Source organism: Pseudomonas sp. N2-3-1-14 (assembly GCF_041228395.1).
Lineage (GTDB): Bacteria > Pseudomonadota > Gammaproteobacteria > Pseudomonadales > Pseudomonadaceae > Aquipseudomonas.
This window is the reverse complement of record NZ_CP166199.1, coordinates 3805274-3826734: the sequence shown is the minus strand read 5'-3', so window position 1 is coordinate 3826734 and position 21461 is coordinate 3805274. Positions and strand designations below refer to the sequence as shown.

The 21461-nt window shown below is 63.1% G+C and carries 17 protein-coding genes and 1 pseudogene; 14 read left to right on the top strand and 4 right to left on the bottom strand.

What is annotated here, in order from left to right; translation table 11 throughout:
- Window positions 1-517: 517 nt before the first annotated feature.
- The 3 genes and pseudogenes from AB5I78_RS17520 to AB5I78_RS17510 form a co-directional block, all read left to right on the top strand.
- Window positions 518-715, top strand: a pseudogene (locus AB5I78_RS17520) (DUF2063 domain-containing protein); the annotation flags it as partial.
- 245 nt (window positions 716-960) lie between these two features.
- Window positions 961-2325 (top strand): MFS transporter, encoded by a 1365-nt coding sequence (locus tag AB5I78_RS17515; RefSeq protein ID WP_369303168.1) that lies wholly within the window; start codon window positions 961-963, stop codon window positions 2323-2325.
- A 70-nt stretch (window positions 2326-2395) separates the two neighbouring features.
- Window positions 2396-3523 (top strand): MFS transporter, encoded by a 1128-nt coding sequence (locus tag AB5I78_RS17510; RefSeq protein WP_106579913.1) that lies wholly within the window; start codon window positions 2396-2398, stop codon window positions 3521-3523.
- A 73-nt stretch (window positions 3524-3596) separates the two neighbouring features.
- Here the strand turns inward: AB5I78_RS17510 and AB5I78_RS17505 are convergent, their stop codons facing one another.
- A complete protein-coding gene (locus AB5I78_RS17505) occupies window positions 3597-4118 on the bottom strand; it encodes a DUF3087 domain-containing protein (protein WP_242199441.1) in 522 nt (173 codons plus the stop codon).
- A gap of 117 nt (window positions 4119-4235) precedes the next feature.
- Between AB5I78_RS17505 and AB5I78_RS17500 the strand changes: the two genes are divergently transcribed.
- Window positions 4236-4412: a hypothetical protein gene (locus AB5I78_RS17500; RefSeq protein WP_178119767.1), complete on the top strand. Its 177-nt coding sequence runs from the start codon at window positions 4236-4238 to the stop codon at window positions 4410-4412.
- Between the two features lie 15 nt (window positions 4413-4427).
- Window positions 4428-4625: a DUF6021 family protein gene (locus AB5I78_RS17495; protein ID WP_242199442.1), complete on the top strand. Its 198-nt coding sequence runs from the start codon at window positions 4428-4430 to the stop codon at window positions 4623-4625.
- A 37-nt stretch (window positions 4626-4662) separates the two neighbouring features.
- Here the strand turns inward: AB5I78_RS17495 and AB5I78_RS17490 are convergent, their stop codons facing one another.
- A complete protein-coding gene (locus AB5I78_RS17490; protein ID WP_106579910.1) occupies window positions 4663-4899 on the bottom strand; it encodes a DUF6555 family protein in 237 nt (78 codons plus the stop codon).
- A gap of 120 nt (window positions 4900-5019) precedes the next feature.
- Here AB5I78_RS17490 and AB5I78_RS17485 point away from each other — a divergent pair, with 120 nt between their 5' ends.
- The 8 genes from AB5I78_RS17485 to uvrA all read left to right on the top strand — a co-directional run bounded on the left by AB5I78_RS17485 (window position 5020) and on the right by uvrA (window position 17247).
- Entirely contained in the window at window positions 5020-5853 is an 834-nt protein-coding gene (locus tag AB5I78_RS17485) for an arylamine N-acetyltransferase (protein ID WP_369303167.1), read from the top strand.
- Window positions 5854-5977: 124 nt separating this feature from the next.
- Window positions 5978-6730, top strand: a complete 753-nt coding sequence (locus AB5I78_RS17480) for an outer membrane beta-barrel protein (protein WP_145166135.1) — start codon at window positions 5978-5980, stop codon at window positions 6728-6730.
- A gap of 436 nt (window positions 6731-7166) precedes the next feature.
- Window positions 7167-7784 (top strand): transcriptional repressor LexA, encoded by a 618-nt coding sequence (gene lexA, locus AB5I78_RS17475; RefSeq protein WP_106579904.1) that lies wholly within the window; start codon window positions 7167-7169, stop codon window positions 7782-7784.
- Window positions 7784-8398 carry a translesion DNA synthesis-associated protein ImuA gene (imuA, locus tag AB5I78_RS17470; RefSeq protein WP_106579903.1) on the top strand — a complete coding sequence of 205 codons (615 nt, stop codon included), beginning with the start codon at window positions 7784-7786 and terminating at the stop codon, window positions 8396-8398. Before lexA ends, imuA begins: the two co-directional genes overlap by 1 nt.
- A 7-nt stretch (window positions 8399-8405) precedes the next feature.
- Window positions 8406-9821: a DNA polymerase Y family protein gene (locus AB5I78_RS17465; protein ID WP_369303166.1), complete on the top strand. Its 1416-nt coding sequence runs from the start codon at window positions 8406-8408 to the stop codon at window positions 9819-9821.
- Entirely contained in the window at window positions 9797-12889 is a 3093-nt protein-coding gene (locus tag AB5I78_RS17460) for an error-prone DNA polymerase (protein WP_369303165.1), read from the top strand. The genes AB5I78_RS17465 and AB5I78_RS17460 overlap by 25 nt, the downstream gene beginning before the upstream one ends.
- Before the next feature lie 126 nt (window positions 12890-13015).
- The gene (locus AB5I78_RS17455) at window positions 13016-14719 is read left to right on the top strand and encodes an ATP-binding protein (RefSeq protein ID WP_369303164.1); all 1704 of its coding nucleotides are present in this window, start codon (window positions 13016-13018) and stop codon (window positions 14717-14719) included.
- An 8-nt stretch (window positions 14720-14727) separates the two neighbouring features.
- Window positions 14728-17247, top strand: coding sequence for an excinuclease ABC subunit UvrA (gene uvrA / locus AB5I78_RS17450; RefSeq protein ID WP_262207383.1), 2520 nt, complete (start codon window positions 14728-14730; stop codon window positions 17245-17247).
- Window positions 17248-17299: 52 nt separating this feature from the next.
- On the opposite strand, the gene tkt is transcribed toward uvrA, so the two are convergent.
- A complete protein-coding gene (gene tkt / locus AB5I78_RS17445; protein WP_369303163.1) occupies window positions 17300-19357 on the bottom strand; it encodes a transketolase in 2058 nt (685 codons plus the stop codon).
- Window positions 19358-19532: 175 nt separating this feature from the next.
- Here tkt and AB5I78_RS17440 point away from each other — a divergent pair, with 175 nt between their 5' ends.
- Window positions 19533-19757, top strand: coding sequence for a DUF465 domain-containing protein (locus AB5I78_RS17440; protein ID WP_145166142.1), 225 nt, complete (start codon window positions 19533-19535; stop codon window positions 19755-19757).
- A gap of 156 nt (window positions 19758-19913) precedes the next feature.
- Here AB5I78_RS17440 and AB5I78_RS17435 read toward each other — a convergent pair whose 3' ends face one another.
- The gene (locus AB5I78_RS17435) at window positions 19914-21290 is read right to left on the bottom strand and encodes a VOC family protein (protein ID WP_369303162.1); all 1377 of its coding nucleotides are present in this window, start codon (window positions 21288-21290) and stop codon (window positions 19914-19916) included.
- Between the last annotated feature and the right edge of the window lie 171 nt (window positions 21291-21461).

Below are 21461 nucleotides of genomic sequence, written 5' to 3'. Positions count from 1 at the left end.
GCCCTTTTGGGTACAGATGTGCAGCAGCAGTCTTGGAAAGTTGATGTCGATCAAAAAGTCGAAAAGGTCGCCCTCCTTTGGGGCGTTGTCGTTTTTATTGGCGTGCCACGGATTGTGTTTCAGTTGATGAGACTGTCTCAAAGCTGAAACATTTTATTACCAGAAACAGGGATAAAGCAGAATGTATGCCAGTTGGCATGTAACAAAGATGACAACAACCGCATGAAATTTATGGTGATTTTTAGGGTCATCGGGGCCGCCTGAAGGGCTTCGTTCGGAAAGGCGAATATTTCTAATTGTGTCGTTCGGGATGCCGAATAATTTGGCGTACATCGGCGGTTAATTATTCACTGTGTATCGCTGTGTATCCGCGCACCACCTTGATACACCGGCATGACGTTCTGTCGTGTTTGCGACACAGAGCGGATACACGCCTGGCGTTAACGCTGTTCACCAGCCGGCGCTGGCGGTCAGGCATTGCGACGTTGAAGACGGTGTTCCCGCATAACCCCGACGTGTATGGCGGCGCCAGTTCACCTCGCGCTTGCGGCAGGTGCAGGCGTTGGAGCTCGACGCTTTGCTGCATGTGCAGGGCGACGGCCGTTTTGCCCGGTTGTGTGAATTTTTGGTGGCGCGCCTGGGCGAGGAAGCAGGCGTGGTCCAGGCCGGTTGGTTGGGCGGTGAGTTGATAGTGGGGGCTGTGGCGAGTGAATAACCTGTGGCGAGCGGGCTTGCCCCGCGTTGGGCTGCGAAGCGGCCCCAAAGGCTGCCTACCGGGTTTGTCAGGTAGACCGCGGCGACTGGAGGGGGAGCGCTTCGCACTCCAACGCGGGGCAAGCCCGCTCGCCACGAGGTGAGCGGCGGCAAACATGAAAACTCTGACAGCCAGGCAATTGGCCACTGAAAAAAAACGCGTCTGCCCTTACTCTAGGGGCCTTTGTTACCAGCGCCGGATTGTTCATGTCTTCTGTTGCCGATGGGTTGCCCTTCAATAAACGCCTGCCGGCCGTGATCGCTCTTTCTTTGGGGATCGGCATGGCGACCCTCGACACGGCCATCGTCAACACCGCGCTGCCCACATTGGCCGAAGGCATCGGCACCGACTCGGCCTCGGTGATTTGGGTGGTCAACGCCTACCAACTGGCGATTATCGCCACGGTGCTGCCATTCGCTTCGTTGAGTGATGTGTGGGGGCACCGTCGGGTATACCTCGGTGGGTTGCTGCTGTTTATTGTCTCGTCGCTGTTGTGCGGGCTGGCCGGGTCGTTGCTGACCCTGACGGCCGCGCGTGTGGCGCAAGGCCTGGGCGCGGCGGCGGTCATGAGCGTGAATACCGCGTTGCTGCGGCATATCTACCCGACAAAAATGCTCGGGCGCGGCCTTGGCTATAACTCGCTGGTGGTGGGGCTGGCGTTCACCCTCGGGCCGACTGCCGCGTCGGCAATTCTGTCGGTGGCCAGCTGGCACTGGCTGTACCTGATCAACGTGCCGCTGGGCCTTTTGGCCCTGGGGCTGGGCCTGCGGTCATTGCCGACACTGCCCATGACCGGTCACGCGTTCGACCGCCTCGCCGCGCTGCTGTGTGCCGGGTTGTTCGCCTTGCTGGTGCTTGGCCTGGGCACGGCGGTGCACGGCGTTCAGGGCGCATTGACCCTGGGCCTGATCGCCGTGGCGCTGGTCTGCGGTGCGTTACTGTTACGCCGCCAGGCTGGGCACCCGGCGCCGATGCTGGCCCTGGATCTGTTCAAGCGCCCGGTGTTTGCGCTGTCTTCCCTTACGGCGATCTGTGCGTTCAGCGCCCAGGGCCTGGCCTTTGTGTCATTGCCGTTTCTGCTGCAGGCGGTGCTTGGTCATAGCCAGGTGGAAACCGGTTTTCTGATGACGCCGTGGCCGGCCGTTGTTGCGGTCATGGCCCTGGTCGCAGGGCGGCTGGCAGATCGCGTGTCGCTGGGCGTGTTGTGCGGCATCGGCCTGTTGCTGCTCAGTGCGGGGATGGCGGCGCTGGCCACCCTGAGCAGCGGCGCGTCGGCCTTTGATATCGGCTGGCGCATGGCGCTGTGCGGCGCCGGGTTTGGCTTTTTTCAATCGCCCAACCTCAAGGCGATCATGACCAGCGCACCCTTGGCCCGCAGCGGCGGGGCCAGCGGCATCGTGGCGATCTCGCGGCTGCTGGGGCAAACGCTGGGGGCGTCATTGGTGGCGTTGTGTTTTCACCTGTCCCTGGGCAGTGGCCCGCAATACGCGCTGTGGTTGGGGTGCGTGTTTGCGTTGGTGGGCAGTGTGGCCAGCGGTTTGCGTTTGTTGCCCTATGGGAAAAAGGCGTGATTGGGCGTTGTAAAGTCCGCCATGGGAAGGCTAACGTGGCGGCCTGAATATTTCAGGATGTTTCAGATTTATGTCCAGCCTGGCCCAACGCACTGCCGATACCACGTCCCGACGCGCCGCGCTGACCCTCGCGTTATGCCTGCCCAGCGACGTGTTGCTGTACTTGCTGTTGCCGATGGAGTCCCAGGCCTTTGGCATCACGCTGGCGCAGGCCGGGGTGTTGTTGGCAGCCAACCGCCTGGTGCGGATTTTTGGCTATCGGCATGTGCTCAATTTCTATGCGCGCAACGGTGACCGGCTGACGTGCATGATTGCTGCCGGCGCGGCGACGGTGTGCGCCCTGGGCAACTCGCTGCTGTCAGGGTTCGCTGCGCTGCTGGGCCTGCGGCTGATCTGGGGCCTGTGTTTTGCCGCGCTGAACCTGTCGACCCAAGTGTTGGCAACGTCCGAGCCCGCTGGCGCAGCCCGCCGGGCGGGGCGTTCACGCGCGATGATCGCCCTCGGCCCGATGCTGGCGCTGCCGCTGGGTGGCTGGTTGACCTTATGGGCCGGTCCACGTCCGATCTTTGTGATGCTTGCCGGCTGCTGCCTGGCGGGCTTGTGGGTGGCGCGTGGCTTGCCCACCGCCGGGCATGATTTGCACAGCACCGGGCGGCGATTCAAGTGGCCCGACAGTGTGGCGACCTGGTCGTTTATCGAGGGCGTGGCGCTGGACGGGCTGTTTATTTTTGGCCTGTCGATCCAGGCACAAAAGATTCTCGGCGGCGATGCGGTGCTGATCGCCGGCGGCTTGATGGCCCTGCGGTATGCCTCGGAAATGCTCCTGAGCCCCCTGGGCGGCCGGGCGGCGCAACGCTTTGGCGCCACGTCGATGCTGTTGCTGTTTTCATTCTTGAGTGCTCTGGCCCTGACGGCGTTCGGCAGTTATTGGGTGATCGTCGGCGCGGCGGCGGTATTGGTGCTGCGCGCGCTGCAACTGCCGCTGGTGACCACCCTGGTGGCCGAGCGCAATCCGGGCTCGATGCGCGTCTCGGCACTGGCCTCGAATGCGGTGTGGCGCGATGTCGGCGCGGGCCTCGGGCCGTTGCTGGCGGGCCTGTTGCTGCCGGTGGCATCAGCGCCGTGGGTGTTCGGCCTGGCGGGCGCGGCCATCGCGGTGAGCGCGGTATTTTGCTGGCGCACCCAGGTTTCCAACTGACGCGGTGAGGGGTGTGTGTCCCTTCAAGAAGACTTCGTACAGGTGCTGGATGAACAGCGCATCGTGTGCTGGCTTAGGCGCTTTTAAGGCTGTCCAGCCATGCGGGGTCCAGGCGTGTTTGCTCGGTGTCGATGCCCAGTGCCTGCATCTTCGCCTGGTGGGCGTCGATCTCGCCGAGCAATTGCGCCTGGGCACTGGAGTTGGCGTCCAGCGCATGCATCTGCGTAAGCCCCAAGTGGTAAAAACGCAGCAGCTTGATCGCCGTCGGGTCGTTGGCCTGCACGCCTTCGGTGACCTTGTGCATCACGTTGGTGACGCTCATCAAACTGCGCTTGAGCTGCCAGCCATACACCGCCGGCGCGAGCCAGGGCTGGGTCCAGAACGGCCCGCGCACCAACGCGACGGTGATCAGCACCCCCGCAAACACCCCGCCGACATTGAAGCGAAAGTTGTCACCGCCGGGTTCACCGAACAGCATGACCGCCAGGCTCGACAGCAGCATTGCCAGGGCCACGAACAGCACGGCAATGATCAGGGTGCTGCGGCGGGTCTGCTGGCGGAAGGTGGCGGGGTCGCAGGGTTTGAGCTCGAACATCCGGGTCTGGTCTCAAGAGGGGCGGGGTGGCATCTTCGCATGCTTTGCGCAATCAAGTTGAACGATGGCTTGCCGCGGTTTCTCTACATCTGTGTAGCCCCCGTGAGGTAAACCATCATGCCCGAATACAAACAGCCGCCGCCCGGCACCCCTGACCCTGATCGCACACCCGGTGAAGAGGAGCGCGACAACGATGCGTTACGCCCCAACGACCCGGCGCAGCGCCAGGACGACGATGTGGAACAGGTCGAGCAAGACCTCGAACACCTTCACGACAAAGCCCGCCCGCTTTAAAACCAGGAGATCGCCGTGAGTAATCCCCCGAAAGGCCCGCGTTCAGACGAGCATGGCAGTGGCAAGGACGAGCTGGGTTTTGACCCGGACTCCCCGGATGTAGCCGACCCGCAAGTCGACCCCATCGGTCCTGCGATCGCGCCGTTGGACAAGGAAAAACAGCCGAAAAAAAAGCCGCCCTATGATCCGCTGGGCGACTTGAAAACTAACTAAAGAAACACAAAAAGCCCCGCCATTGCGGGGCTTTTGCTTATTTGGGCGGCACCCAGGTGACGTCGGTAATACCGAACTTTTCCGCCCAGGGCCGAGTGGTTTTTTTCACCTGTTCGTGACCCACACGCCCAATGCGGCTGACATGGGCGATGTCGGCATCCACCGCTGCCCAATGCCACGCCTCGGCGTTGTTCATCACCTCCGCGCGCACCACAAAGGACTTCGGTTGGCCGTGCAGCTGGTAATTAATGGTGTAGATTTTTGCGGTACTCATGTTGCCTCCCTGTCTTGTTATAGATGGATCGGTGAGTGTTCAAAAAGGTTCAGTCAAAATGACAAGTCGCACACTGGCCCTGCATAGTGAGCGCTTCGCCCCGCGCTCAAGGATCGCGCCATGCCCCGCTTGACTTATCGCCAGCTTTATCTGCGACGCCTGGGCTACGACACGCCGCCGCCGCCGACCCTGCAAACCCTGCAGCAATTGCAGCTGCGCCATGTGTGCACGTTCGCCTTTGAAAGCCTGTCGACGTTGCTGCGCTGCCCGGTGCCGATCGACTTGCCGAGCATCGAGCAAAAGGTTCTGCTCGATGGGCGTGGCGGGTATTGCTTCGAGTTGAACCACTTGTTTCTCGCGCTCTTGCAGGATTTGGGTTTCGAGGCGCGCGGCCTCACCGGCTGGGTAGTGATGGGCGGGCCGGTAGATGCGCGCACCGGGCGCACCCATCGCCTGAGCCTGGTCACCCTGGAAGGCGTGCGCTATGTCACCGACGTCGGCTTCGGCGGCATGGTGCCAAGCAGCCCCTTGCAGCTGGACACCGAGGCGACCCAGGCCACTGCCCACGAACCCTATCGGCTGACGTTCAATGGCGCCGATTACACCTTGTGGGCCAAGGTGGGCGAGGAGTGGCGAGGCTTGTATGTGTTTGACCTGCAGGTGCAGGCGGACAGGGACTATGAAATCGGCAACTGGTACGTGTCGACGCACCCGGATTCGGTGTTTGTCGGCCAATTGAAAGCTGCGCTGCTCGCGCCGGGTAAACGCTACACATTGAATAACGCCCACTACGCGGTCCACTGCCTGGATCAGCCCAGTGAAAAGCGCGCAATCGAGAGCGTCGATGAGCTGCTGGCAGTGCTGCATGGCACCTTGGGTATTCGTCTGCCGGCGCATCCACGTCTTCGCGAGAGCCTTAACGGCCTAGTGATAGCAGCTTCCAAAGAAGCTTGAGATAGAGCCTGCGCTGAACCGTTTTTTCTCCAAATCGACGCAAATTAATTCGAACCTTTCGCGAAAGCCGAGGTTCGAAGCGATTCCTGAATAATTTGCTCACCAGACAAGGAGATGTAAAACGATGTCCAAGCTATTCGGAAAATTCCTCAAGGGCTCCTCGCTGTTGGCGCTGGTCGCTGCGCCTGCCGTGGTGTTCGCCGCTGCACCGACGGGCCCGATTTCCGTTTTCGGTCTGCAGGGCAGCTACAACGACTTCAAACTCGAAGGCGGCAGTGACAGCGACAAGGACCACATGCCTGAAGCGGGCCTGTTCTACAACTTCGGCAACAAGCTCACCGCTGAATCCGGCTTTATCTACCAGGCCGGGATCGAAGCCAAGTACGGCGAAAAGAGCGACAACAAACTCAAGGAAGGCCAGGCTGACCTGGACCTCGGCTGGCGTGCCGCGCTCGACGCACGCAACTTTGTCGACGTGATTGTGGGTGGTGGCTACAGCTGGACCCGCTACGAGCCGGACACCAATGACTACGACGTCAAGCTCACCAACAAGTCGCCGTTCGCCAAAGCTGCCCTGGGTTACAACCACCAGTTCGATGACATGACTCTGCGCGTCGAAGCCGGTGCCCGTCGTACCATCGACGGCCGTGCCAAGCTCAAGGTCGATGGCGTGGGCAGCGACACCGTGGACCTCAAGGACCGCACCAACCCTTACGCTGAAGTCAGCCTGCTGATGAACCAGAAAGGCGACCTGCCAGTGATGGCGGGCCTGTACTACACCCGTACCGAATACAAGCTTGACGACGACTCCTATGTCGCCGACAACACCAAGCTCAAGCGTGACGAGTACGGTTTCAAGGTCGGTATCGCGTTCTAAGCGAACCGCTGGATGCGGGGTGGCCAACGCCCCGCATTCGACTGCCCCACCAAGCCCCCTTTGTGTCCGCCAAAACCCTCAACGCCGTGGCGTCGCTGCCTTAGTGTGCAAGCAGCTTCCACAGCCTAAAAAGAGAGGGTGGCCATGCGCTGCGTTGCTTTATTACTGGCCGTCCTCGGCCTGCTCACCGCCTGTGACGACACGCCCAAACATCCCCCCCGAACGCGCCACTGCGGCCCACGCAGAGTGAGTATGTGCTGTTGCATTTTGGGGATCTGCTGGCGGTGCGCGGCGCAAAGAAAGTTGAGACTTGGCCAGTTCATGGTTGACTCAGGTGGCAGGCTTGCGCTGAGTACCGGTGCGTTGCTGCCCTGAGACAGGCACTCAAGCGCTCCCGACTGACGGCTATTGTCAGAGATTTCCTACAAGAGTACAAATGTACTCCATGACGACCCTGACCCCCCGCCGCACTGCCATCCTGACCTTCATCCGCGACCGTATCGCGCAGCAAGGCCAGCCCCCCAGCCTCGCCGAGATCGCCGAGGCGTTCGGTTTTGCCTCCCGCAGCGTTGCGCGCAAGCACGTGGTGGCTCTCACGGAAGCCGGTTACATCGAGGTCAACCCTAACCAGGCCCGGGGCATCCGCCTGCTCAACCAGCCGGCACGCCCCGAATGGCTGGATGTGCCCGTGCTCGGCCGCGTCGCCGCCGGTTTGCCGATTGGCGCCGACGCCGAAGTGCACAACCGCCTGCAACTGGACCCCGCCACCTTTGCGAAAACCCCGGATTACCTGTTGCGGGTGCAGGGCGACTCGATGATCGAAGACGGCATTCTCGACGGCGACCTGGTCGGCGTACGTCGCAGCGCCGAAGCCTTGAACGGCCAGATTGTGGTGGCGCGTCTGGACGGCGAGGTCACCATCAAACGCTTCGAGCGCCATGGCGAACATGTGCGCCTGCTGCCGCGTAACCCCGCGTATCAACCCATCGAGGTAGGCCCCGACCAGGACCTGGCCATCGAAGGGGTGTTCTGCGGCCTGGTGAGGCAAGGCTGATGGGCGCCGTCGTTGCTCTGGACTCGCTGTTCAATGGCGGCCGAGTCTGGAAGGGCCGGCCGGTTGCGCCGCCGGCCAGCGTGCACCCCACCGGGCTGGCGGCGCTGGACGCGGTGCTGCCCAGCGGCGGCTGGCCGGAGGCGGCCCTGAGCGAAATCCTGATGGCCAAGGAAGGGGTCGGCGAGTTGCAATTGGTGTTGCCGACCCTGGCGCGCTTATCAACGGCAGGGGAGCGCATCGTGCTGGTCGCGCCGCCTTACACGCCGTACCCGCACGCCTGGCAGAACGCCGGGGTGGATTTGCGCCAGCTTTCGGTGATCCAGGCCGAGGAGCGCGATACCTTGTGGGCCGTCGAACAATGCCTGCGTTCCGGCAGTTGCGGCGCCGTGCTGTGCTGGCCGCGCAAGGCTGATGACCGCGCCTTGCGCCGTTTGCAGGTGGCGGCCGAAACCGGGCAGACCCTGGCGTTTGCCTGGCGCTCTTTACACGAGGCAATCAATGCCTCGCCCGCCGCCTTGCGCCTGGCCGTTGAGGCAAAACCTGCGCAAGTGCGGGTGCTCAAATGCCGGGGCGGGCTGGCCCATCCGGCGCCGATTGCGCTGGCGGGGCACTGAGGTTGCCATGCGCTGGGTGTGTATTGTCTTCCCGCAATTGGCGCTGGACGGGGTGCAGCGTGTGCATCCCGAGCCCGACCAGCCGCTGGTGCTGCTGGCCGGCACGCCGCAGCGCCGCGTGTTGCAAACCGTCAATGCCGCCGCCCGCGCGCTGGGCCTGCGCCCCGGGCAATCGCTGACGGCTGCGCATGCGCTGGCCAAGACCTTCGCCAGCGCCGAATACGACCCCGCAGAAATCGAGCGCTGGCAGCAGTTTCTGGCGGCCTGGGCTTACCGTTTCAGTTCCCAGGTCAGTGTGTATTACCCGCGCGCCTTGCTGTTCGAGATCGAATCGAGCCTGGGCCTGTTCGGGCCGTGGCCGCAGTTCGAGGCGCGGTTGCGCAACGAGCTGACCGCGTTGGGGTTTCGCCACCGTATCGTCGCCGCGCCCAATCCGGCAGCGGCGCGGGTGCTGGCCAATATCTACGATGGCCTGGCCGTGGCCGATGATCACGCGCTGCACCAAGCCCTGGCGCCACTGCCTGTCGAGCGTTCAGGCTTCGACCCGCAGGCCGCCACCGCCTTGTCACGCATGGGCCTGCGCACGTTGGCCCAGGTGCAGGCGTTGCCCCGCCACACGCTGGCGCGGCGCTTTGATGCCGGCTTGCTCAAGCACCTGGATGCGCTGAGCGGGCAGCGGCCGCTGCCACTGGCGTTTTATCAGCCACCGGAGCAGTTCGATGCACGCATCGAGCTGAATTTCGATGTGCAATCCCACCAGGCCTTACTGTTTCCGTTGCGCCGCCTGACCGGTGACCTGTCGGCCTTCCTCTGCGGTCGCGACAGCGGCGTGCAGCGTTTCGACCTGCACCTGGAACACGCCCAGGCGCCTGACAGCGTGATCAAGGTCGGCCTGCTCAGCGCCGAGCGCGAACCGGCGATGCTGTTCGAACTGGCCCGTGGCCGTCTGGAACAGGTGCAAGTCACCTCGCCGGTACGCGGCTTTCGCCTGGTGGCCCAGGACCTGCCGGTGTTCGTGCCGCAGCGCCAGGACTTGTTCGACGACCGCCCGCAACAGACGTTGCCCTGGGAGCAACTGCGCGAACGCCTGCGCGCACGCCTGGGCGATGAGGCTGTGCAAGGCCTGCGCTTTCATGCCGACCACCGCCCCGAATGCGCCTGGCAAGCCGCCGCCGATAGCCGCGCGTGCCCCACCTTGAACAAGGTGCAGCGCCCGGGCTGGTTGCTGCACGAGCCGACCTTGCTGGCCGAGCAGGGCGTACAGATTCTGATGGGCCCGGAACGCATCGAATCCGGTTGGTGGGATGGCGCCGATATTCGCCGCGACTATTACCTGATCCAGACCCGCGCCGGGCAGCAAGGCTGGGCCTATCGCACCGTCGGGCAAAGCGATGGGCTGTGGCTGCAAGGCTGGTTTGCATGAGTTACGCCGAGCTGCATTGCCTGTCCAATTTCAGTTTCCAGCGCGGCGCGTCGAGTGCGCTGGAGTTGTTCGAGCGCGCCAAGCGCCAAGGCTACAGCGCCTTGGCGATCACCGACGAATGCACCTTGTCGGGCATCGTGCGCGCCTGGCAGGCGGCGAAGGCGGTGGACATGCCGCTGATTATCGGCAGCGAGGTGCGCATCGAGAACGGCCCCAAACTGGTGTTGCTGGTAGAAGACCTCAGTGGCTACCAGCACTTGTGCCGGCTGATTACCCTGGCCCGACGCCGTGCCGAAAAAGGTCGTTATCGCCTGCTGCAGGAAGACTTCGACCAGCCTCTGCCTGGCCTGCTGGCGCTGTGGGTTGCCGAAGACAGCGACACCCAGGCCTCGATCCAGTGGCTGCGGCGTACCTTCGCCGACCGCCTGTGGCTGGCGGTACACCTGCATTGCGGCCAGAACGATGCGCGCCACCTGGAGCAGCGCCTGGCCCTGGCCGCCAGCCTGCACATCAAGGCGGTGGCCTGCGGCGATGTGCACATGCATGCGCGCGGTCGCCGCGCCCTGCAAGACACCATGACCGCCATCCGCCATCACGTCACGGTGGCCGACGCCGGCACACGCCTGCACCCCAATGGCGAGCGGCATCTGCGCAGCCTCGACGCCCTCGGCGCGCTGTACCCGCAGGCCTTGCTCGATGAAACCCAGGCCATTGCACGGCGCTGCACGTTCGACCTCAGCCAATTGCGTTACCACTACCCGCGCGAGCTGGTGCCCGCCGGCCAGAACGCGAAATCCTGGTTGCGCCAGCTCACTGAAGAAGGCATTGCCCAGCGCTGGCCGCAGGGTGTCGACGCCAAGACCTTGCAGCAGATCAATCATGAGTTGGCGCTGATCAGCGAGCTGGGTTACGAAAGTTATTTCCTCACCGTGCACGACATTGTGCGCTTTGCCCGCAGCCGTTCGATCCTGTGCCAGGGCCGGGGCTCGGCGGCCAACTCGGCGGTGTGTTTTGCTTTGGGCATCACCGAGATCAACCCGAGTCTGATGAGCATGCTGTTCGAGCGCTTCCTGTCCAAGGAGCGCAACGAGCCGCCGGATATCGACGTCGACTTCGAACACGAACGCCGCGAAGAAGTGCTGCAGTACGTGTTCCAGCGCTACGGCCGCACCCGGGCGGCCTTGACGGCGGTGGTCAGCAGCTACCACGCGGCCGGCGCAGTGCGCGATGTGGCCAAGGCCCTCGGCTTACCGCCGGACCAGATCAACGCCCTGGCCGAATGCTGTGGGCGCTGGAGTGACGATGCGCCGCCCCTGGAGCGCCTGCGCGAAGGCGGCTTCGACCCGCAAAGCCCGATCCTGCGCCGCGTGCTCACGCTGACGCAGCAATTGATCGGCTTCCCCCGGCACTTGTCCCAGCACCCGGGCGGCTTCGTGATTTCCGAATACCCGCTGGACACGCTGGTGCCGGTGGAAAACGCCGCCATGGCCGAGCGCACCATCATCCAGTGGGACAAGGACGACCTCGACGCCGTCGGCCTGCTCAAGGTGGATATTCTGGCCCTGGGCATGCTCAGCGCGATCCGCCGCTGCTTCGATTTACTGCGCCGGCATCGCAACCTGGACCTGGCGCTGGCGACGATTCCCAAGGAAGACGCCGCCACCTACGCGATGATCAGCAAGGCCGACACCATTGGCGTGTTCCAGATCGAGTCGCGCGCGCAGATGTCGATGCTGCCCAGGCTCAAGCCGCAAAAATTCTATGACCTGGTGATCGAGGTCGCCATCGTGCGGCCGGGGCCGATCCAGGGCGGCATGGTGCACCCGTATTTGCGCAGGCGTAATAACGAAGAGCCGACGACGTATCCCTCACCGCAACTCGAGGCGGTGCTGGAACGCACCTTGGGCGTGCCGCTGTTTCAGGAACAGGTCATGCAGATCGCCATGGTCGCCGCCGACTATGGTCCCGGCGAGGCCGACCAGTTGCGCCGTTCCATGGCCGCCTGGAAACGCCACGGCGGGCTGGAACCGCATCAGGAGCGCCTGCGCACCGGCATGCTCAAGAACGGTTACAGCGAGGCATTTGCCGCGCAAATCTTCGAGCAGATCAAAGGCTTTGGCAGCTATGGTTTTCCCGAGTCCCACGCGGCCAGCTTTGCCTTGCTGACCTACGCCAGTTGCTGGCTCAAATGCCATGAGCCGGCGGCCTTTGCCTGTGCACTGATCAACAGCTGGCCCATGGGTTTCTACAGCCCGGACCAGATCCTGCAGGATGCGCGGCGTCATCGCTTGCAGATCCGCCCGGTGGATGTGCTGGCCAGTGACTGGGATTGCAGCCTGGAACCCATCGACGGCCAGCAACCGGCGATCCGCATGGGCTTGCGCATGATCTCGGGGTTTCGCGAGGAGGACGCGCGGCGCATCGAAGCGGCCCGCCAGCGCGGTACGTTCAGCGACATTGCCGACCTGGACGAACGCGCCGGGCTGGATGCTCGCGCCCAGGCGTTGCTGGCGGACTCGGGCGCCTTGCGCGCGTTGGCCGGCAATCGGCACACGGCGCGCTGGGAAGTGGCCGGGGTGCATAAACAGCTGGGGCTGTTCGCTGGCCTGCCCAGCCCCGACGAAGCGGCGGTGCAGCTGCCGGCACCAACGGTTGGCGAAGACCTGCAAGCCGACTACGCCACGGTCGGCACCACCCTTGGTCCGCATCCCTTGGCGTTGCTGCGTGATGAACTGCGTAAACGCCGCTGTCGCAGTTCCCTCGAGCTGATGGCGGTGGCGCATGGGCGCAACGTCAGCGTCGCGGGGCTGGTCACTGGCCGGCAACGCCCGGGCACCGCCAGCGGGGTTACCTTCGTTACCCTGGAAGATGAGTTCGGCAACCTCAATGTGGTGGTCTGGCGTGACTTGGCCGAGCGTCAGCGTCAGGCGTTGGTCGGTTCGCGCCTGTTGAAAGTCGACGGGCGCTGGGAGGCGGTAGGCGAGGTGCGGCACTTGATTGCCGGGCGCCTGACCGATCTGACGCCGCTGCTGGATGGGATTAACGTGCGCAGCCGGGATTTTCACTGAAGGGAGTTGCCCAGTCCTTCTCGGATAAGCTATATGCAATGAAACGAATTATTGCAGGCAGGCTCCAAGTTTTTATCAGCGTAACTGCATCACTCATCCATCCTTCTCTTCGCCACGAGCCCATAGATGCAATTTTTATCCAACACCCATGGCTGCGAAGGCTGGGGCGGTGAAATGGCCCAGCGGATCCGCGCCTTCGACTGGTCGACCACCGACCTGGGCCCGATCCACGCCTGGCCGAAGAGTCTGGTCAGCGCCGTGCAGATGCTATTGGCATCCCCCATGCCGATGGTGATGCTGTGGGGGCGGCTTGGGTACATGATCTACAACGACAGCTACTCGATATTTGCCGGCGGCCGGCATCCGTTTCTGTTGGGCACGCCTGTGGAGCTGGGCTGGCCGGAAGTGGCCGAGTTCAACCGGCATGTCGTGGACACCTGTTTGGCGGGCGGCACGTTATCGTTCAACAACAAGGCACTGGTGCTGCTGCGCAATGGCAAGCCGGAAGATGTCTGGATGGATCTTTACTACAGCCCCGTCGCCGGCGATGACCAACAACCGGCCGGTGTGCTCGCGATTGTGGTGGAGACCACCGGCCACGTGAACTCCGAGCGCTTGCGCCAGGAATTGACGCATAACCTGGAGCAACGCGTGGCGGCCGAAGTGCAGGCGCGCTCCTCGGCCGAAGCGCAATTGCGTCAGTCGCAAAAACTCGAAGCCATCGGCGGCCTGACCGGTGGCGTGGCCCACGACTTCAATAACCTGCTGCAAGTGATCGCCGGCAACCTGCACCTGCTGGCCCGGCACGAACCCGAGAATGCCCAGGTACAGCGCCGTGTCACGGCCGCCATCGCAGCGGTGGAGCGCGGCGCCAAACTGTCGTCGCAACTGCTGGCCTTTGCTCGACGCCAGCCGTTGTCGCCGGCTGTTTACAACCCCCAGCGCATTTACGCAGGTTTGGGTGAATTACTGCAGCGCGCGTTGGGCGAAACCATCCATATCGATGTGCAGTTGCCCCAGGATTCCTGGTGCATCAACGTCGACCGCAACCAGTTGGAAAACGCCTTGCTCAACCTGGCGATCAATGCCCGCGATGCCATGCAAGGCGAGGGCGTGATCCGCATCACCGGCGATAACATCATCCTCAACCCCGACGACTGTGCGGGCAAGAGCGTCCTGCCTGGCGAATATGTGCGCCTGGCCGTCACGGATATTGGCGTGGGCATGTCGTCGGCGGTCCTGGCGCGGGTGTTCGAACCGTTCTTTACCACCAAGCGTGAAGGCCATGGCACCGGCCTTGGCCTGAGCATGGTGTTTGGTTTCGTGCGGCAAAGCGGCGGCCATGTCGAGGTGTGGAGCGAGGAGGGCAAGGGCACGGTGGTGCAGATGTACTTTCCGCGCAGCCTCGGCGTCGAGGACCCGGACAGCCACCCCGTTGAGGCTGTACCGCACGCGGGCGGCCAGGAAACCATTCTGGTGGTCGAGGACAACGTCGATGTACGGGTGACGGTGGTGGAATTACTCGAGCAGTCGGGCTACACCGTGCTCACCGCCGAAGACGGCGACCGCGCAATGCAAGCGCTGCAGGGCGGCGTGCAGCCGGACCTGATTTTTACCGACGTGGTCATGCCCGGCCGGGTCAAAAGCACTGACTTGGCCGACTGGGCCCGCGCCCAGGTACCGCCGGTGGCGGTGCTGTTCACCTCCGGGCACACCCGCGACATTCTCTCCAGCAATCATCTGCTGAGCCCCGACATTCATCTGCTGAGCAAGCCCTACAGCCCCGAATCCCTGACACAACGGGTGCGCAGCGTGCTCACTGTCCGATAAGGTCTTTCATGACTTCACAGCGCAACATCCCTCCCGTCACCGGCCAGCACCTTGGCTTTGTGCGAGTGCGCGGCGCTCGCGAACATAACCTGCGAAACGTCGATGTCGACATTCCGCGGGACGCCCTGGTGGTGTTCACCGGCGTCTCGGGCTCCGGCAAATCATCCCTGGCGTTTTCCACGGTGTACGCCGAGGCCCAGCGTCGCTATTTCGAATCGGTAGCACCTTACGCACGGCGCCTGATCGATCAGGTCGGCGTGCCGGATGTGGATTCCATCGAAGGCCTGCCGCCGGCCGTGGCCCTGCAGCAGCAGCGCGGCACGCCGAGTGCGCGTTCTTCGGTGGGCAGCGTCACGACCTTGTCGAGCCTGATCCGCATGTTGTACTCGCGTGCCGGCAGTTATCCGCCGGGCCAGGCCATGCTGTACGCCGAGGACTTTTCGCCGAACCTGCCCCAGGGCGCGTGCCCGCAGTGCCATGGCCTGGGCCGGGTGTATGAGGTGACCGAGGCGCTGATGGTGCCCGATCCGTCGCTGACCATTCGCCAGCGTGCGGTGGCGTCGTGGCCGTTGGCGTGGCAAGGGCAGAACCTGCGCGACATCCTTGTGACGCTCGGCTATGACGTGGACATTCCCTGGCGCGACCTGCCGAAAAAGCAGCGCGACTGGATCCTGTTCACCGAAGAAACCCCGACCGTGCCGGTGTACGCAGGCTTCACGCCCGAACAGACCCGCGCGGCCTTGAAGCGCAAGCTCGAACCTAGCTACCAGGGCACCTTCAGCGGCGCGCGGCGCTATATCCTGCACACCTTCACCCACACCCAAAGTGCGCTGATGAAAAAGCGCGTCTCGCAGTTCATGCAGGGCAGCGCCTGCCCTTTGTGCGAGGGCAAACGCCTGACCCGCGCGGCGCTGTCGGTGAAGTTTGCCGGGGTGGATATCGGTGAGCTGTCGCAACTGTCGCTGTCGCAGTTGGCCGAGTTGCTGCGGCCGGTCGCGGCGGGGCAGGACAAGATGAAGCTGTCGGTGGAAAAACGCCTGGCCGCCCAGCGCATCGCCGAGGATTTGCTTGAGCGCGTGAGCACCCTGATCGAGCTGGGCCTGGGCTACCTGTCCCTGGAGCGCAGCACGCCGACGTTGTCATCCGGCGAGCTGCAGCGCCTGCGCCTGGCCACGCAATTGGGCTCGCAGTTGTTCGGCGTGATCTATGTGCTGGATGAACCATCGGCGGGTCTGCACCCGGCGGATGGCGAAGCGTTGTTCACTGCGCTGGAGCGCTTGAAAGCCGCAGGCAATTCGCTGTTTGTGGTTGAGCATGACCTGGAAACCATGCGTCGCGCCGACTGGCTGATCGACGTGGGGCCGGCTGCCGGCGAGCACGGCGGGCAAGTGCTGTACAGCGGCCCGCCAGCGGGCCTGGCGGATATCGAGGCGTCGCAGACGCGCGAATATCTGTTTGCCGAGCGACGCCCGCCGAGCCAGGCGCGCCGTGAGCCCACCGGTTGGTTGAAGCTCGAAGGCGTGACGCGCAACAACCTCAATGACCTGAGCGTGGACTTCCCACTGGGATGCTTTACGGCCGTAACGGGTATTTCTGGCTCGGGCAAATCCAGCCTGGTCAGCCAGGCGCTGCTGGAACTGGTGGGCGCCGGGTTGGGCCGTGTGGTGGAAGCCGACGAAGAGCCCAGCCTGGAAGACGACACCCCGCAAACCAGCGGCGGGCGTATCACTGCGGGTCTGGAGTCGATCCGGCGCCTGGTGCAGGTGGACCAGAAACCCATCGGCCGTACGCCGCGCTCCAACCTTGCGACCTACACCGGGCTGTTCGACAACGTGCGCAAACTGTTCGCCGCCACGCCGGCGGCGAAGAAGCGCCACTATGATGCCGGGCAGTTCTCCTTCAACGTCGCCAAGGGCCGCTGCCCCAATTGCGAGGGTGAGGGGTTTGTGAGTGTCGAGTTGCTGTTCATGCCGAGCGTGTACGCGCCGTGCCCGACTTGTCACGGTGCGCGCTACAACCCTGAGACCCTGGCGATCAAATGGCAGGGGTTGAGCATTGCCCAGGTGCTGGGGCTGACGGTGGAGCAGGCGGTGGCGGTGTTTGCCGAGCAGCCTGGCGTGCTGCGCTCGTTGCAGGTGTTGCGCGATATTGGCCTGGGGTATTTGCGTTTGGGCCAGCCGGCCACCGAGCTGTCCGGCGGTGAGGCGCAGCGCATCAAGCTGGCGACCGAGCTGCAACGCAATGCGCGCGGCGCCACGTTGTATGTCCTGGACGAGCCTACCACCGGGTTACACCCACGCGATGTGGACCGCTTGCTCAGCCAGCTGAATCATCTGGTCGAGGCGGGGCATACGGTGGTGGTTGTGGAGCACGAGATGCGCGTCGTGGCGCAGAGTGACTGGGTAATCGATATCGGGCCGGGGGCCGGCATGCAAGGCGGGAAGGTGGTGGCCAGTGGCACGCCGCAGAAGGTGGCCAAAAGCAAGGTCAGCCGTACTGCGCCGTTTCTGGTGCGAGAACTGACTTAACTGCCAATCAGGTCAAAATGCGCAAGCGGGCCAGCCGCTTGCGCATTTTTTATCAGGCGTTAGCCATTTGCTCCTTGGCCAGCTTCACCACGTTCTCTGTGGTAAATCCAAACTTTTCCTGCAACTTGGCCAAGGGAGCCGAGGCACCAAAGGTGCTCATTACCACTTTGGCGCCGGTCTGCCCGACGTAACGGTCCCACCCCAGCGGGCCGGCTTGTTCCACGACGACCCGGGCTTTTACCGCCGGCGGCAACACGCTGTCGCGGTATGCCTGGTCCTGTTCTTCGAACAGTTCCCAGCTGGGCATCGACACCACCTGCGCGGCAATGCCTTCGCTTTTCAACTGCTCATAAGCCGCAACCGCCAGGCTGACTTCACTGCCTGTCGCCAGCAGCAGGACTTTGGGGTTATCCGCGCCCGCCAGGACATAAGCGCCCTTGGCCGCACCGGACGCCGCCGCGTATTTCGTACGATCCAGGGTGGGCAGCGCCTGACGCGACAACACCACACAACTTGGCCGATGGGTCTGCGCCAGTGCGACCTTCCACAGCTCCAGGGTTTCGTTGGCGTCGCCGGGTCGCAGGGTCAGTAGCCCCGGCGTTGCGCGCAGTTGCGTCAGGTGCTCGATGGGCTGGTGCGTCGGCCCATCTTCGCCGACGCCGATCGAGTCGTGGGTAAACACAAACACCACCGGCAATTCCATGATCGCCGCCAGGCGGATCGGCGGTTTCATGTAGTCGCTGAACACCAGGAAAGTCGAGGTGTAGGGTCGCAGGTACGACAGCGCCATGCCGTTGGCAATCGCGCCCATGGCGTGCTCGCGAATACCGAAGTGCAGGTTGCGCCCGCTGTAATCATCGGCACTGAACCGCCCGGCGCCATCAAAGGTCAGGTTGGTCTTGGTCGACGGCGACAAGTCTGCGGAGCCGCCAAGCAGCCACGGAACCTGTTGAGCAAAGGCATTCAATACCTCGCCACCGGCTGCACGGCTGGCGACGCCTTTGGCGTCGGTGTCGAAGCTGGGCAGCTCATCCTGCCAATGCTCGGGCATTTCGCCTGCGCGCATGCGGCGCAGTTCATCGGCCAGTTCCGGTTCGTGCTGTTCCAGCTGCGACACGTGGCGGGTCCATTCTTCATACTGCGGCTGGCTGCGTTCAAGCAGCGCATCGCGCAGCACGGTGCGGACCTCGTCGGGCACCAGGAAGCTGGAATCCTCGGGCCAGCCGTAGGCAGCCTTGGTCAGACGGATCTCATCAGCACCCAGCGGTTCGCCATGGGCGGCGGCGGTGTTGTGTTTGTGTGGCGAGCCGTAGCCGATCACGCTGTCGACCACGATCAGGGTCGGCGCGCCGGTGTTGGCCTTGAAGGTTTCCAGGGCGCTGCTCAAGGCCTGCAAGTCATTGGCATCGGTGACGTGCAGGGTGTGCCAGCCGTAGGCCTGGAAGCGCTTGATCACATCTTCACTGAACGCCAGTTCGGTATGGCCCTCGATGCTGATGGTGTTGTTGTCGTAGATCCAGCACAGGTTGTCCAGCTTCAGGTGCCCGGCAATCGAGGCCGCTTCGCTGCTGATGCCTTCCATCATGTCGCCGTCGCCGCACAGGTTGTAGACGCTGTAATCGAACAGCACGCTGCCGTCGCGGTTGAAACGCTGGCCCAGCCAACGCTCGGCCATGGCCATGCCGACACTGTTGGCGCACCCCTGGCCAAGGGGGCCGGTGGTGGTTTCAACGCCGGTGGTCATGCGGTACTCGGGATGGCCCGGGGTCTTGGAACTCATCTGCCGGAACTGCTTGATATCGTCCAGGCTGATTGCCGGCTGGCCGGAGCGCTTGCCGTGAGCATCAATTTCCACCACGCCGGCCAGGTGCAGCAGCGAATACAGCAGCATCGACGCGTGCCCCACTGACAACACAAAACGGTCGCGGTTAGGCCAGTCGGGATGCTGCGGGTGATAACGCAGGAAGCGGCTCCACAACGTGTAGCCCACTGGCGCCAGGCCCATCGGCGTGCCGGGGTGGCCGGAGTTGGCCTTCTGCACGGCGTCCATGGCCAGGGTGCGAATCGTGTTGATGCATTGGGTGTCGACAGCAGTGGCAGCGTGTTTCATGAAACCGTTCTCCCTCGGGTGGCGATCTACAGTGGAGGGCAGGGCGTGGCAAAGGTTTGATCGCATCGCCTGCATTACGACGAACGGGGATGTAATGACCCCGGACATGACAAGACCCCTCGCAATGGGCTAGCTTCAAACACGTAGGCCATTGATCAACTTGCGGAGGTACTCCATGCCAGTGAAACACGACCTGTATCAGGATCTGGGTTTGACCAAGGAAGTCGTTCACGAACGCAGGAGGGGCGATGACCGTTTGAACACGCTGCTCGAGCAATACGACGCCGCCGACAAGGAGGTGCTGGCGTTCGAGTCTTCAGGCGGGGCTGACGAAGAACTGGAAAAATTGAAGAAGAAGCGCCTGCTGGTCAAAGACAAGATTGTGCAGCAGTTGGCGTAGTTGCAGTCCGCGCTCCTACAGGGCGCGGACATATTTGTTCAGAATTGTCTGAGGGACAGGGCGCTTTTCACTGTCTATCATGCGCACCGCCCACCCGGCTCTGGGGACTGTTGCGGCGCAAGGATTGCGCTGGTGAGCCGGGTGGGCACTCTCATTTCATGCCTGCAGCGCCTGGATGCATTCATCCATCGAGCGCTGTTGCGTCTCGCTGTACAGCTTCAGCTCATCAATCGTTTGGCAGCCCAGTGCTTTCTCGAATTCGGCCTGGTTTGAATTCGCCGCATAGTGACTCTGCGCCGCATCGCCAAGATTGGACTGAAAGATCCCCGCCGCACTCACCGGCAGAAAATCCTCATACACCAGCGGTTCCACGTCCACATGGCCGGCAGCAATGCGCGCCTGGAGTGTGGCCGGTTGATTGGCTTGGCCGCGCGCCGCCAGGCCTTGCTCAGTGACGAAATAGCGAAAGTACGCCAGCCCTTGCTCGCGCATCTGGGTGTGGTTGTCGGGGAAGGCCTCGAAGTGCTGCTCCATCAATTGCACATACCGCGCGGCATTGGCCTCGTTCGGGAACGCGCCCAATTCGTCGCGCGCAGCGTTCAGCAACTGGTCGTACAGGGCGCGGCCTTTGGGGGTCAGCGCGACGCCGCGTTGTTCGATTTCGCCGAAGCGCGCGCTGTGGCTGCCCTTCGCGTCGGTAAAGGCGATCGGCTCGTCCAGCGCCTTGAAGCTGGTCTGGCGGAGCAGGATCGGGCAGTGACGACGCGGTGGTCCTTCGATCACAGCCTTGGGGGTGATGCCTTTGCCGGGCATGGCGGCTTGCACCTGGTCGATGTCCAGGGTGCGCGGGGTCAGGTGGTTGATGTGCGGGCCCTTGAACGCAACCACGTCGGCGATCAGGCGGTGCTGGTCGCTCAGTTGCTGGTATTGCGCGCCGGTGACCGTGGCGGTGTGGTGCCAGCGAAAGGTTTCCAGGGCTTGGCAGATAAATGCATCGGCGTCTTGGGCGTTGAGGCCGCCGTCGCGTTCCGCTTGTTCGATCAACGCCATGGCGCCCGGGGTGAAAATGTTGCGTTTGGCCAGGGCGTTTTCGGCAAAGGCGCGCAGCTCAGGGTTTTCAATCAGTTCCAAACGCAGCAGTGAAGTAAAGACACGGAACGGGCTGGCTTGCAGTGAGCGTTCATGCACGGCGCGAAACGCAGTGGAATGCACCGGCACGCCCGCGGGCGTCAGGTCGTAGTAGCCCACCGGCTGCATGCCCATCACGGCAAACAGACGGCGGATGGTTGCCAGTTCCATGGCTGTGCCCAGGCGAATGGCGCCGTGGCGTTCCATGTCCAAACGCTCGATTTCACCCGTGCGCTGCAACTGCCGGGAAAGCCCCGAATCACCGGCCAACACCCGGCTATTGGTCTCGGCCACAAGGGCCATCAGCGCCCCGTACAGCGGAACTTCATCTCGGTACATGTCGGACATGGCTTTGGAAAAGCCTCTGCGGATGTCGTCGGGGCTGACATGTGCGGTGGTGGGCATAGAAAAATTCCTGATGGCTAGGGCGTGAACTTGGCCTATCGCTGGATTTTGTTGAGCTTGAGCCAGTGTTGCAAACGAAGAATCCTCTGGACTTCATTCTGCAAATGAATGAGATGACGTGAATATGACAAAAAACCCTGGCGGCGAAATTTCATTTTCACGGGCACTTTT

Bases quoted from the DNA above. Each gene is read 5' to 3' on its own strand.
- AB5I78_RS17490 (WP_106579910.1), bottom strand. From the start codon at position 4,899: ATGAGTACCGCAAAAATCTACACCATTAATTACCAGCTGCACGGCCAA.
- AB5I78_RS17435 (WP_369303162.1), bottom strand. From the start codon at position 21,290: ATGCCCACCACCGCACATGTCAGCCCCGACGACATCCGCAGAGGCTTT.
- AB5I78_RS17485 (WP_369303167.1), top strand. From the start codon at position 5,020: ATGCCCCGCTTGACTTATCGCCAGCTTTATCTGCGACGCCTGGGCTAC.
- AB5I78_RS17515 (WP_369303168.1), top strand. From the start codon at position 961: ATGTCTTCTGTTGCCGATGGGTTGCCCTTCAATAAACGCCTGCCGGCC.
- AB5I78_RS17480 (WP_145166135.1), top strand. From the start codon at position 5,978: ATGTCCAAGCTATTCGGAAAATTCCTCAAGGGCTCCTCGCTGTTGGCG.
- AB5I78_RS17455 (WP_369303164.1), top strand. From the start codon at position 13,016: ATGCAATTTTTATCCAACACCCATGGCTGCGAAGGCTGGGGCGGTGAA.
- lexA (WP_106579904.1), top strand. From the start codon at position 7,167: ATGTACTCCATGACGACCCTGACCCCCCGCCGCACTGCCATCCTGACC.
- tkt (WP_369303163.1), bottom strand. From the start codon at position 19,357: ATGAAACACGCTGCCACTGCTGTCGACACCCAATGCATCAACACGATT.
- uvrA (WP_262207383.1), top strand. From the start codon at position 14,728: ATGACTTCACAGCGCAACATCCCTCCCGTCACCGGCCAGCACCTTGGC.
- AB5I78_RS17500 (WP_178119767.1), top strand. From the start codon at position 4,236: ATGCCCGAATACAAACAGCCGCCGCCCGGCACCCCTGACCCTGATCGC.
- AB5I78_RS17505 (WP_242199441.1), bottom strand. From the start codon at position 4,118: ATGTTCGAGCTCAAACCCTGCGACCCCGCCACCTTCCGCCAGCAGACC.
- AB5I78_RS17465 (WP_369303166.1), top strand. From the start codon at position 8,406: ATGCGCTGGGTGTGTATTGTCTTCCCGCAATTGGCGCTGGACGGGGTG.
- AB5I78_RS17510 (WP_106579913.1), top strand. From the start codon at position 2,396: ATGTCCAGCCTGGCCCAACGCACTGCCGATACCACGTCCCGACGCGCC.
- AB5I78_RS17440 (WP_145166142.1), top strand. From the start codon at position 19,533: ATGCCAGTGAAACACGACCTGTATCAGGATCTGGGTTTGACCAAGGAA.
- imuA (WP_106579903.1), top strand. From the start codon at position 7,784: ATGGGCGCCGTCGTTGCTCTGGACTCGCTGTTCAATGGCGGCCGAGTC.